General features: G+C 52.6%; 11 protein-coding genes and 1 rRNA gene. 4 read left to right on the plus strand and 8 right to left on the minus strand.

From position 1 onward, the window contains the following. The 3 genes from rrf to L2097_RS00015 form a co-directional block, all read left to right on the plus strand. Window positions 1-105 (plus strand): 5S ribosomal RNA (gene rrf, locus L2097_RS00005); the annotation flags it as partial. 156 nt (window positions 106-261) lie between these two features. Continuing rightward, complete coding sequence (locus L2097_RS00010; RefSeq protein WP_250351899.1) at window positions 262-717, plus strand: DUF4385 domain-containing protein; 456 nt, start codon at window positions 262-264, stop codon at window positions 715-717. A 124-nt stretch (window positions 718-841) separates the two neighbouring features. Next, a complete protein-coding gene (locus L2097_RS00015) occupies window positions 842-2,143 on the plus strand; it encodes an MFS family transporter (RefSeq protein WP_250351900.1) in 1,302 nt (433 codons plus the stop codon). Here the strand turns inward: L2097_RS00015 and L2097_RS00020 are convergent. The 5 genes from L2097_RS00020 to trxC all read right to left on the minus strand — a co-directional run bounded on the left by L2097_RS00020 (window position 2,140) and on the right by trxC (window position 7,858). Next, window positions 2,140-2,463 carry a YfiM family lipoprotein gene (locus L2097_RS00020; protein WP_047373191.1) on the minus strand — a complete coding sequence of 108 codons (324 nt, stop codon included), beginning with the start codon at window positions 2,461-2,463 and terminating at the stop codon, window positions 2,140-2,142. The two genes, L2097_RS00015 and L2097_RS00020, sit on opposite strands and share 4 nt — an antisense overlap. A 46-nt stretch (window positions 2,464-2,509) precedes the next feature. Next, on the minus strand, window positions 2,510-3,865 hold the full coding sequence (gene pssA / locus L2097_RS00025) for a CDP-diacylglycerol--serine O-phosphatidyltransferase (RefSeq protein WP_047369225.1): 1,356 nt from the start codon (window positions 3,863-3,865) through the stop codon (window positions 2,510-2,512). A gap of 114 nt (window positions 3,866-3,979) precedes the next feature. Further along, entirely contained in the window at window positions 3,980-6,640 is a 2,661-nt protein-coding gene (locus tag L2097_RS00030; protein WP_085005401.1) for a bifunctional acetate--CoA ligase family protein/GNAT family N-acetyltransferase, read from the minus strand. Window positions 6,641-6,672: 32 nt separating this feature from the next. Beyond that, complete coding sequence (locus L2097_RS00035) at window positions 6,673-7,371, minus strand: tRNA-uridine aminocarboxypropyltransferase (protein ID WP_047373192.1); 699 nt, start codon at window positions 7,369-7,371, stop codon at window positions 6,673-6,675. 67 nt (window positions 7,372-7,438) lie between these two features. Beyond that, window positions 7,439-7,858 (minus strand): thioredoxin TrxC, encoded by a 420-nt coding sequence (gene trxC, locus L2097_RS00040; protein ID WP_047369227.1) that lies wholly within the window; start codon window positions 7,856-7,858, stop codon window positions 7,439-7,441. A 203-nt stretch (window positions 7,859-8,061) separates the two neighbouring features. On the opposite strand from trxC, the gene L2097_RS00045 reads away from it, so the two are divergent. Next, on the plus strand, window positions 8,062-9,135 hold the full coding sequence (locus L2097_RS00045; RefSeq protein WP_250351901.1) for a tRNA/rRNA methyltransferase: 1,074 nt from the start codon (window positions 8,062-8,064) through the stop codon (window positions 9,133-9,135). Between the two features lie 86 nt (window positions 9,136-9,221). On the opposite strand, the gene L2097_RS25720 is transcribed toward L2097_RS00045, so the two are convergent. Genes L2097_RS25720 through L2097_RS00060 form a run of 3 tightly spaced genes read right to left on the minus strand, consistent with a single transcriptional unit; the run spans window position 9,222 to window position 12,811 of the window. Next, window positions 9,222-9,770: a desulfoferrodoxin family protein gene (locus L2097_RS25720; RefSeq protein ID WP_082137009.1), complete on the minus strand. Its 549-nt coding sequence runs from the start codon at window positions 9,768-9,770 to the stop codon at window positions 9,222-9,224. 10 nt (window positions 9,771-9,780) lie between these two features. Continuing rightward, window positions 9,781-11,451, minus strand: coding sequence for a medium-chain fatty-acid--CoA ligase (gene fadK / locus L2097_RS00055; protein ID WP_250351902.1), 1,671 nt, complete (start codon window positions 11,449-11,451; stop codon window positions 9,781-9,783). Between the two features lie 28 nt (window positions 11,452-11,479). After that, complete coding sequence (locus tag L2097_RS00060) at window positions 11,480-12,811, minus strand: MFS transporter (RefSeq protein ID WP_047369230.1); 1,332 nt, start codon at window positions 12,809-12,811, stop codon at window positions 11,480-11,482. Window positions 12,812-12,848: the final 37 nt, after the last annotated feature.

Below are 12,848 nucleotides of genomic sequence, written 5' to 3' on the forward strand. Positions count from 1 at the left end.
TAGCGCGGTGGTCCCACCTGACCCCATGCCGAACTCAGAAGTGAAACGCCGTAGCGCCGATGGTAGTGTGGGGTCTCCCCATGTGAGAGTAGGGAACTGCCAGGCATCAAACCAGTAAGAAGCCCATCCTGACGGATGGGCTTTTTGCGTTTTTACCCCCTGCAAAAACCTTCCTGATAGTTTTCTCTTTCTCCAGCCTGCATAGCAATGCACGTTAAATAGCCTATCCTTATCCATTCGGGATGTTTAAGGAGGTGTTATTTGACTCGTCATTCCTTTAATTACGAGCAAGATTTCGCCAGCATTAATTTCCGTGAGCATCCTGAACGCTATCAGGTAGGGCGTGGCGAACAAGGCGTTTTGCTGGTTGAGCCCTATAAGAGTGAAATCTTGCCCTGGTGGCGCTACAAAGACCCTGAATCTGCCACAAAATCAGCCGAAAAAATTTATCAGTTATTCGAAACCTATCGGCAGCAAGATGATTTTGTTGGCATGGATATGGCCCGTAAATTTATACAAATGGGCTATACCCGAGCACGGCGCTACGCCAACTATAAAGGAGGTAAAAAATATGCTGAGGACGGCAGCCTTCACCAAAGAGGAAACGATCCGGTAAAAGCCGCAGCAGCGGCAATCTTTAAAAAATGGTGGGATAAAATCCGCCAGGATGAAGATTATCTCCGACGTAAGCGCGAACATATCATGCGCTGGGGATAAGTGCATTCTTAGGCTAACATTCTGAAATGGTAGCAGGCAAACTATTAACACTGTATTTACTTTTTACCCCGGCGTAATCTGATTTATATAACAAATCAAAGATATCCGATCAGAGGGGAAAAATATGGCAGGCGTCACCACTCGTCCTGAGCATAAAACAACAGATTTGACCGATACACGCCGCAGAGTATGGGCAATCGTTGGTGCCTCATCGGGAAACCTGGTGGAGTGGTTTGATTTCTATGTTTATTCATTCTGCTCGCTCTACTTTGCTCACATCTTTTTCCCTGCCGGAAATACAACGACTCAGCTACTTCAGACCGCAGGTGTTTTCGCTGCTGGTTTTCTTATGCGTCCGATTGGCGGCTGGCTGTTTGGGCGTATTGCTGACAGGCATGGGCGCAAAACCTCCATGCTGATTTCAGTATGCATGATGTGCCTGGGTTCACTGGTGATCGCGTGCTTACCGGGTTATGACCGCATTGGTACATGGGCCCCTGCATTGCTCTTACTGGCAAGATTGTTCCAGGGATTATCCGTTGGCGGTGAATACGGCACCAGTGCAACTTACATGAGTGAGATTGCCGTTGAAGGCCGCAAAGGATTTTATGCTTCTTTTCAGTACGTGACTTTAATTGGCGGTCAATTGTTGGCGCTTCTGGTGGTCGTGGTTCTTCAGCAGATCCTTGATGATGCTGAGCTACGTGCATGGGGCTGGCGTATTCCCTTTGCCGTCGGCGCTGCACTTGCTGTGGTGGCGCTCTGGTTGCGTCGACAACTTGATGAAACATCGAAAAAAGAGGTGCGGGTATTAAAAGAGGCAGGGTCGCTTAAAGGGTTATGGCGTAATCGCCGCGCGTTTATTATGGTGCTCGGCTTTACCGCCGGCGGCTCGCTGTGCTTCTACACCTTCACGACGTATATGCAAAAATATCTGGTTAACACGACCGGCATGCATGCCAATGTGGCCAGCATCGTGATGACCGTGGCGTTATTTGTTTTCATGCTTATTCAGCCCCTGATAGGTGCTTTATCCGACCGTATTGGCCGCCGTGCTTCCATGCTCTGCTTCGGTGGGCTGGGAACGCTCTTCACTTTACCCATTTTAAGTGCGCTACAGTATGTTTCATCACCGTATGCCGCTTTTGCACTTGTGATGGCGGCGCTGTTGATCGTGAGTTTCTATACCTCTATAAGCGGTATCCTGAAAGCCGAAATGTTTCCGGCCCAGGTCCGTGCGTTAGGTGTGGGATTATCTTACGCTATTGCTAATGCGTTATTCGGCGGTTCAGCTGAGTATGTTGCGCTGTCGCTGAAATCGGCCGGTATCGAGACCGCGTTTTTCTGGTATGTCACCGTGTTTTGCGCGCTGGCATTTATCGTTTCGTTGATGTTGCACCGAAAAGGTAAAGGTATTCGCCTTTAATGGTTGGCCAGTTGCCACACGGCGTAACCTGTGGTGGCGCCTGCCACATCCCAGGCAAAATCTTTCCAGCTCCAGCCGCTTCCTGCGGGGCGGCTATCCCACAGTTCCTTTGATGCGCCGAGGCTTACGGAAAACATCAGGCCGTACGTTGCGCTACGATCGCGGCTGTATCCCTGATGTTGTGCATACTCGTTGCCCGCAGCAGAGAGCATGGCGGAAGCAATAAAATGCTGCGCTTTATCCTGCCCGCTCCATTGGTCATTTGCCATATGTGCGCAGCCCGTCAAACAGAGGGCGCACGCCAACATTAAACATCGCATCATAGAGAAACCTGAAAAAAGCCCCATCAAATGACAGGGCCTGGTATTACAGAATGCGGCTGATAAGTTTATCGATACGAATTCGACGCAAACGGCGAATGAGCTTACGCACTTTTACCGGGTAATCAGCGATACTTTGCAGATCACGATAATGGTTGACGACTGTGGTATGGGTACGGATAAGCTCCAGCTCTTTGTCGCGTTGAGCGGCTAATTGATGTTTCGGGTCGTGGATCAGAATGGCATTTTCCAGATCCAGACGCCAGGCGCGCGGATTGAGGTTATTTCCCGTGAGCAGCACCCACTCATTATCAACCCACATCCCTTTCAGGTGATAGCTATTGTCTTCGTCTTTCCACAAGCGCACGACCAGTTGATCGGTATTGACGTAATACTGTAGACGGCTCAGAAAACGACGCAGGTTAATTTCATACAGATAAGGCAGTGCGCCAATGATTTTAAAGGGTTGATCTTCTGGAATAAAAAAGTCATTAGCCGTTTTATCACCAACGATAATTTCGACTTTTTTGCCTTCACGCAGGAGCTGAATAATGTTACGTACCAGCACCGCGGGCAGGTTGAAATAGGGCGTACAGATGACCAGCTTCTCTTCCGCACAGGGCATCAGATGGAAAATGGTCTTATTCAGCAAACTGGTTTTTCCGAGTCCAACCAGCGGTGTAACGGAGAGTTGGTCGTTATCGGCATCGCCCTGAAAATGATAGGCAGCGTCACGTAATTCCTGACGATACAGACGAATATCATTCTTGATTTCTGGGCTTTTCGGGCGTTGTGCATTATCGAGGCGGTTTACACCACGCCCTTCAATCAGGTTCTGTTTGACCCATCCCAGCATGATATCCGCCATTTTTGGGTTGCGGATAAGCTGGTAGCGATCGTAGCGGTATTTATCGTGTTGATGGAGGTAGACATCGTTCAGGCTCGCGCCGCTATAGAGCACACTATCGTCGATAATAAAGCCTTTAAAATGCAGTACGCCAAGTGCTTCACGGGTATTGACTGGCACGCCGTAAACCGGAATATCAATGCCCGGATTTTCCTGCGCCATACGGCAATACCAGTCGGCGTTGGTGTTGGATGCGGCTGCGCCAATACGACCACGCTGTGCCCGGTGCCAGTCGACAAGCACGCAGATTTCGAGCTCAGGTCGCTGACGTTTGGCGTCATAGAGGGCATTCAGGATACCTTTACCGCCATCATCCTGCTCAAGGTAAAGAGCGACGATGCAGATACGGCGTGTTGCGCTGGCAATTTTTTCCAGCAATGTCTCCCTGAAAGAAGCGGGAGAGTAGAAAAACTCTACATCATCAACTGATTGGGAAAGCTTGGGTAGTTGGGCAAGGTGTTGTTGATGTTTATTACGCTTAAATTTTGACAACATCACAGTGCGTTTCTTCTCTGTTTATTGAAAGGGCTTCTGTCCGATAACCCCGACAGAAGCGGACAATGATAACACCAGTACCTGTGAAAGTGGTCAACATTTCCAGTACCTTACTCAGGATTCGCCGGTCTGCCTCAGATTAAGGGTCAATCCAACGATCCCATCCTCAAGCTGAATGTCGACTTCAAATCCCAGTTTACGCGCCAGAGTTACCATGCCGCGATTGTTTGGCATAGTAATACCATTCAAACGCTTAAGTCCGTGATCCCGAGTGTAACTGATGAGCTTTTCCAGTAAACGTCGCCCAAGACCCAATCCTTTCAAATCGGAGCGGACCAACACGGCAAATTCGGCATCAATGTTATCCGGGTCAGAGATGGCGCGGGTTACGCCAAGGATCTCATCCTTTCCTTCTACCTGACGTACTGCAACAAATGCCATTTCCCGATCGTAGTCGATCTGCGTCATATTCGCTAAATCGTCATGAGTAAATTCGTTGATCTCACTGAAATAGCGGTAGTACAAATCTTCCTTTGTTACCCTGCCGATGAATTCCTGTAACTGCGGTTCATCCTCAGGAAGAATAGGGCGGAAAAGCGTGGTCTCGCCGTTTTTTAGCGTTACGATCTCTTCTAGCTGTTGCGGATAAGGGCGAACCGCGAGACGACTTTCGCCGTTGCCACTAAACGCCTCGACCGTGAGAGTGACATCCAGCGCGGTGAATTCACTGCCGGAAGCAAGCAGGGGATGAATGTCCAGACGCTGGATTTCCGGGCAATGGACAATCAGATTCGATACCTGCACCAGAAACTGACTCAGCCCGGCAATATCCAGCGTGCGTAGGGCACTACGTCCACGGATTTTTTTATTTTTAATGGCCTGGATAACCAGATAACGCGCCAGATTCATATTCAGCGGTGGTAACGCAACGGCGGCCTGTTCCTGTGCGCGCCACTCTACGCCGCCTTCTCCCAACATGATCAACGGACCAAAAACCGGATCGGATTCGACAACCACACGGAGCTCCTGCGCACCGGCACGGTTTGCCATGCTTTGTACCTGCAAACCATGGATACGCGCCTGCGGCCAGTTCATTTTCACGCGGTCGATAATCGCATCCGCGGCCTGCTGAACTTCCTTCGCGGTACGCAGGTAGAGCATGACACCCTGGACTTCGGATTTATGGGGAATATCCGGAGAGCGTAATTTTAACGCCACGGGGTAGCCTATCTGTTCGGCAATATGTACTGCTTCGGCGCTATCGCCAGCAATCCAGGTCGGCAGTGTCTGAATACCCCAGGCGCTGAGTATCGGCTGCACTTCATGGGTATCAAGGGTGGTTGCCCCTTCCGCGATAGCCTGTTGCAGCAACTGATGGGCTTCGGTCGTATTGGCCGTCAGGTGAGTAGGCAACGTGGGCGTTTCACGTAATTGTTTCTGGTTACGCCGGTACTCGACCATATGCATAAATGCGGTGATCGTCCCTTCGGGCGTACGGTAGGTCGGCAGACCGGCTTCACTGAATAACCGTCGCGCTTCCTGGGAAGAATACTCGCCGCACCAGTTTGTCAGTACCGTAACGTATTTGCCGCGCGGGTGTTTTTTCAGCACCTCAATTAGCGCCAGCGCGCTCTCTTTACCGGGGGCGGCGGCGCTGGGAGAATGGATAACCATCAACGCATCAAAATCCTGGCTATCGAGCAGGATATCAAGCGCGGTGGCGTAACGATCGTTGCTGGCATCATCGCGTAAATCCAGCGGATTACCCACATTGACATAATCGGGCAATCCATCCCGAAGGCGTGCCAGCGTATCGTCGCTCAACTTTGCCAGTTTGCCATTACGCGACCACAGCTGATCGAGCGCCAGCGCGGCAGGGGCGGCACCGTTACTGATGATCACCAGCCGATCGCCGCGAAGCGGTCGCATATGACTGAGTGTTTCAACGGCGGAAAAGAGTTCATGAGTATCCTGCACGCGCAGCAACCCGGCGCGCTGTATGGCCGCATCCCAGGCAGGATCAAGCCCGGCTCGTGTTTGCAGGAGACGCTGGGCTTCGGGGCTACGGCCACTTTTGATGACCAGAATCGGTTTATTGCGCGAAGCGCTGCGCGCCGCCGAAACGAACCGGCGGGCGTCGCTTAGATGTTCAAGATAGAGCAGAATGGCACTGGTTTTCGTGTCGCGCGCCAGGAAGTCCAGCAGTTCATCGACGTCAATATCCAGGCTGTCACCCAGCGCAATAAAATAGGAAAACCCCATCTCGCGTTGCTGAGCCCAGTCCAGAATAGTGTTGGAGACGGCGGCGGATTGCGAAATAAATGCAAGCTTGCCGCGGGTAATTGGTACCGGGGAAAAGCTGGCATTAAGACCCTGCCAGGGAGCAAGTAGCCCCATACTGTTCGGCCCGAGCAGGCGCATCTGGTAACGGCCTGCGCAGCTCAGCAGTTCGGTATGTTGCTCAGGGGTTGCAGAAAGAATGATGCAGGTTTTACAGCCCTTCTTACCCAGCTCTTCGAGTAAAGGCAGATTACGTTTTGCATTGGTGCACAGCACGGCGAGGTCCGGCACATAGGGCAGGCTGGCGATATCCGGCCAGGCCAGTACCCCAAGTACGGCTTTGTATGCGGGCGTCACCGGCAAAACCGGCCCGGCAAAACCGCCTGCCAGAAGATTGCGCATCATCAGGAAACCGGCGCGATCCGGTTTCATTGATGCCCCGATCACGGCGATCGACTTGGGACGTAACAACGCTTCCAGCCCACGTTGGCTCATACCGGCCTCCAGAAAAGAGTGACCCGATGATGTTAAACGTTTTCTGCTTCTTTTGCTGTGACACTACGCTGATGATTCGCTTTACCCGCCAGGTAGCGCTCGCGAAAGAGGGTAAAATGGGCTCCGAGGCTTTTCGCGGCAGGTTGGTCGCCCGCTAAATCCAGAAGCGCAATCGCCACTTCCGCGGTGCAGTACTGATCCTCGGCATGCGACTCCCGCAGACGATAGGCCGATACCCGTGACAGATCGACGGAAATTACCGGGAGAGTGTCCAGATAAGGGCTTTTGCGAAACATTTTGCGCGCTTCGGTCCAGGTACCGTCCAGCATGATAAAAAGCGGCGGTTTCCCTGAGGGCGGCGCGGACAATACCTGTCGCTCGCTTCCTGCATAGGATGCGGGAAAGACGACCATTGGCTGGTAGTCTTCACTGGCGCATAAATCAATCAGTGCCTGAGGTGGCTCAGTCCTTGACCAGAGAAACGCCGTTGTGTCAGGCAGAATATCGGCGATAAGCCTGCCGGTATTGCTGGGCTTCATGGGTTCAGTATCAAACATCACCAGACAAAACCGACTACGGGCCGTGCTGGGTTGTAACGTGTCGCACAGGCACTGTTGTTTGGGGAGCAGGCAGCGCTGACAGCGAATAACGCGATTTCCCCGGGCGAGGAAGGGGCGAGTAGAACGAGCAATACGCGTTGCCCGGAGCGTAAGTACGGCGTTTTCAGTCATAAGAATCGCGTGAAAAACGCCATTGTCGCAGAGCTGAAAACGGGGCACAAGATGCGCCCCGCCAGGATTAGAGAGATTCGTTAAGCCAGCTATTAAAAGGGGCTTTTGGCACGGCGCCGCTCAGGATGTCAACAACCTCGCCATTTTTGAACAACATGATGGTTGGGATGCTGCGGATGCGAAAGCGTGCGCTGAGTTCGCGTTCTGCTTCGGTGTTCACTTTGACGAAGCGAACTTTGCCGCTACGCTCTTCCGCCACGTCTTCAAAAATCGGCGCGAAGCTACGGCACGGACCACACCAGGGCGCCCAGAAATCGACAACAACCGGCAGGTCATCTTTCAGCAATTTATCCAGTGTTTCGCCAGTGGCGTTAATCACATCGCCGTCGAACAGCTCATGTCCACAACGTCCACACTTTGCGACATCGTTAATGCGCGCTTCGGGGATGCGGTTAAGCGCCTGGCAGCTTGCACATACGGTATTCATAACTAACCTCAGGAGAACAATGGTACAGAGTGGCACAAGGCCGATATGTTTCTAATATGTTACATATTATCGATGAAGTGGTTTTAAACGACAACGCGTTTTATTCAATGAGTACAATAGTCGATAGCTTTTGAACGAATTAATGGCGAAGCGCCGACACATCAGGTAATCTGCGCGCTCGCGCAGCGCTGGTGGAGAAAAGCATGAACGATGAACTGAAAAACAAAAGCGGCAAAGTCAAAGTGATGTATGTCCGCAGTGACGATGATTCCGATAAACGCAGCCAAAACCCGCGTACCGGGAAAGGGCCTGGGCGTAGTGGATCGTCTCGTGCCGACGCTGGCCGTCGCCCCGCGCGCGAAGAGAAAAACAGTGGTCGCCGTCCTGCTCGCGATGAGCGAAGCAATGACCGTGGCCGCGACCGCCCGCAGAGTGATTCCCCGTGGCGCACCGTTTCCCGCGCACCGGGTGACGACACTCCGGCGAAGCCGGATCATGGTGGTATCAGCGGTAAAAGCTTTATCGATCCTGAAGTGCTACGCCGCCAGCGTGCGGAAGAGACCCGCGTCTATGGTGAAAATGCCTGTCAGGCACTGTTTGCCAGCCGTCCTGACTGCATCGTGCGCGCCTGGTTTGTTCAGAGCGTGACCCCGCGCTTTAAAGAAGCACTGCGCTGGATGGCGGCTAACCGCAAAGCCTACCACGTCGTTGATGACGCTGAGCTGGTAAAAGCGTCCGGCACCGAACACCACGGCGGTGTCTGCTTCCTGATTAAAAAACGTAACGGTACCAGCGTTGAGCAGTGGGTCGCACAGGCCGGGACAGAAGATTGCGTTCTGGCGCTGGAAGATGTGGGTAACCCGCATAACCTGGGGGCGATGATGCGCAGCTGCGCCCATTTCGGCGTGAAAGGCGTTCTGTTGCAAGATGCGGCTGTTATCGAGTCCGGTGCGGCAGTTCGTACGGCGGAAGGTGGTGCGGAGCACGTACAGGCCATTACCGGCGATAGCGTACTCGACGCGTTGGATGCTTTCCGTAAAGCCGGCTATGCGATCGTGACTACCTCCAGCCATAAAGGTACGCCGCTGTTTAGCGCCACGTTGCCGAAGAAAATGGTGCTGGTGTTGGGCCAGGAACGTGATGGCCTTTCCGATGCTGCGCTTGATAACGCGGATCTGAGTATCTCGATTAACGGCACCAACAACGTTGAGAGTCTGAACGTATCTGTCGCAACGGGTGTGTTGCTGGCCGAATGGTGGCGTCAAAACAAAGCCTGATAATACGCATATCAGCATGCCTTCACGGCATGCTGATTTATCCTCTCCTGTGTCTGCTCGCTTTTATCTTCTACGTAGATGCATCATCAAAATGAATGCTTCCATAACCCATGCTGATTGCACCAGCTGTATGCGGTGAACCCACGTTTGCAGTTAAATTTACATCGGCTACCTTTGCAGACCGGGCGATCGCAGTAAACGTACGCGTCGTTTTCGGCCAGTGCGAAGGTAGCTTCTGGCAAGTCACCTGACCTGAGGAATTTAAACTGTCCACCCTGGAAGGTATAAACGTAGATCCACAGCAGACGGTGATCTTCTGTCATAGGATGGGGCGTTGTACCGATATTCACCGTCAGGGTATTGGACTCAAAGCCGCCGGATATAGTCATCTGCGGCAGGTGCTCTTCTGCCAACGCATCGTTTGTATTCTGCGGGACTAATGCACTCAGCGTTTCGTTACAACAGCGTAGTTGTGTCTCGCCGCCATTGTTATTGATTGCCACCAGAAATTGTCCGCACCGGGGGCAGTGGTAGAACGTCGGCTCACACTGGATAAAAGAGGGCTTAGTGCTGTTTTTTATTCGTGTCGATGTTTTCGGCTGCGTTCTGCCGGAAAGGTTATTGTTAATAAGCACATTGGTATCCTTATTTGGATATGGCCTGGCCGAGCTCCGGGGATGTGTTTTCTCGAGAGGCAAGGGCCAGGCGCTGAACGATGTCTTTGCGTAGCATGAACTTTTTGACTTTCCCCGAGGCCGTTCGCGGTAAGCTGTCGACCACTACCAGGTGTTCCGGATATTTATATTTCGCGATGCGTTTGTGGGAGAAGAAGCGGATGATGTCAGCCAGTACCAGAGGTTGTTCATTATTAGCCAGCACCACATAGGCACATGAACGTTCTCCAAGCCGCTGATCTGGCATCGCGACGACGGCAGCGTCGAGAATATCAGGGTGTTGCAACAGAATATCTTCGACTTCCCGGCTACTGATATTCTCACCGCCGCGAACAATGATGTCTTTTTTTCGCCCGGTAATTTTAAGATACCCTGCCTTGTCGATCCGGCAATAATCTCCGCTGTAATACCAGCCCTCATCATCAAGCGCCTGAGCCGTTATTTCCGGTTCGTCAAAATAACCGACAAACACATTAGGACCGCGAGAAGCCTCTTCACCTTCGGCATATTCCGGCAGAGAATTTCTCTTTTTATCGACGACTTTGATCTCCACGCCGTTCACCGCCGCCCCATCCGTATTCACCTGGCGAATAAGCGAATCTTCTGGGCGGACGATGGCGTGCGGCGCACTCTCCGTGCTGCCATATACTCCCAGCAATGGAATACCGGCTTTGTGGTAATCACGCACCAGTTTACCTGGAATGGTGGTCCCGCCGCACAGAAAAAAGCGTAAAGAAGAGACGTTACACTGGCGGGCCTGCATCGCTTTAAGCAGATCGCAGGCGAACGGCGTTGCCCCCATAATGCAGGTGCATTTTTCCCGTTCAATAATGTCGAGACACTGCTCTGGATTAAAAATATCCAGCAATACGCTACGAGCACCGAGAATAAAAGGTGCGGTTACCCCATGCATAAAACCCGTGGCGTGGGCGAGTGGCGCTGGCATCAGCATAATATCCGTGCTGTTCAAATTAAGCGTTGCGCAGTAAGCCCGTTCGCTGGCGATGATGTTGTTGTGCGTTAGCATCACCCCTTTGGGATGTCCTTCTGTTCCGGAGGTGAACAGCAGTGCCGCCAGATCATCGCTTTTTGTGGCAATGGCCTGCGCTAACGCTGGCGTGTTCGCGAGTATCTGGCTCAGTGATACCCCGTATTGAGCGGGCTCCAGCTTATCGACCGCAATCACTTTCTCCAGCCAGGGAAGGAGCGGGCGCAGCGGCGGCAGCATGTGAATGGGGCGAACATTTTTATAGCGCGTTGCGGTAAAGAGAATACGTGCCTGACATTTGTTCAGGATCCACGCCAGTTCAGACTCGCGGAATGCCGGAAGCAGCGGCACGACAACGGCGCCACATTTGAGGCAGGCAAGATAGATAACGGTAAATTCGCACCAGCCGGGAAGCTGCAGGGCAACCCGGTCACCCGGTTGGATGCTGTTTTCTACAAGCCACGTCGCCAGCGCGCCTGCTGCGTTATCGAGCTCACGGTAGGTGTATGCTGTGCCATGGTTATCACTGACCGCGATTTTATCCGCCGATGCTTTTGCCGACAGATGCCAGTAATCGGCCAGTGTCGCGTCGCCCCAGTATCCTAGCTGTCGATAACGCGTTTTCAGCGCCTCGTTGATTTTCATCGTTGTCATTCCGTCGTTGTCCTTCGCATAACCTGGCTTAATGTGTTTTTGCGATAACGCGTCGTTGTTTTTTGCAATACAGCGCCAGTGCACCTGCCGCCAGAGGGAGCGGCAGAAACATAAAGACCTCACTGAATGTCCAGCCCGCCGCCAGCATGGCTGAGCCCGCGCCGGCACTGGTTATTGCACCCAGACGGCCAATCCCCGTCGCCCAGCTCACGCCAGTGGCCCGAATGGATGTGGGATAAAAATGGGCGGCCAGCGCATAACAACCAGGGCTGATACCATTGACGGTAAATCCGAGCATCAGAACCAGAACACAGAGCACCGGCAGTGACGGGATATGCATCCCCAGAATAAGTGCGCTACAGGCACCGCCAATTAACGTCAGGATGATGGCGCAATGCCTGCCCCAGCGGTCCATCTCAATGCCGATGCAGAAATTGCCCATCATGCCGCCAATCTGGAAGACTGATCCCATAATGACGGCCTGTGACAGCGTCATCCCGGTGTCTCTGACCATCAGCGGCAGCCAGCTTGATAACAGATAGACGCAGAACAAACCGGCAAAAAGCGTCAACCACAGTGCGAGAGTGCCAAAGGTGTACGGCGGATGCAGAAGCGATCTTGCGGTACTGGCATGTGCTTTTTGCGGCTCAGAGGTATAAAAATGCGTTTTTTCGTCGGCGATGCCGGGGACGAATGTATTCAGCAAGTGCGTCAGACGCCGTTTATTCTCCGGGGCTTGAACCAGATACTGCATCGATTCCGGAAGGTAGCGTATCAGGATCAGCGCGAATATTAATGGCAATACCCCGCCGGTAATTAATACCGAACGCCAGCCAAAGGTGCCGAGTAATTGCTGGCTGAGCAGACCGCCCAATGCCGCGCCGGTATTAAAACCACAGTGAATCACGGTAGCCAGGCGCGAGCGCCAGCGGCAGGGGGCATACTCTGCTACCAGCGTGGTGATATTGGGCATTGCCGCACCCAGCCCAAGTCCGGTAATAAAGCGAAAAAACGTCAGGCTGGATAAATTCCATGACCATGCGGAAAGCAGGCTACTTGTGCCAAAAAATAAGACCGAACCAATGATGAGTTTTTTACGCCCATAGCGGTCAGCCAGCGGCCCGGAAATAAGTGAGCCGGCCGCCAGACCAAATAAGCCGCTCATCATGACCGGACCTAACATATGGCGGGATATTTGCCAGTCATCTATCAGGGCCGGGGCAATAAAACCTATCGCGGTCACATCAAAGCCATCAATACCTAATACCAGGAACCCTAAAAACACAATCAACCACTGGCGTCGACTAATAGAGTGCTTATCCAGAACGGTACTGATATCAATTTTTTCCTGTGTTGACATAAATCCTCCCCGCACGGGAGAGTAACCTTCACCCCGA

The sequence above is a fragment of the Citrobacter sp. MNAZ 1397 genome, from assembly GCF_023613995.1.
Taxonomy (GTDB): Bacteria; Pseudomonadota; Gammaproteobacteria; order Enterobacterales; family Enterobacteriaceae; genus Phytobacter; species Phytobacter ursingii.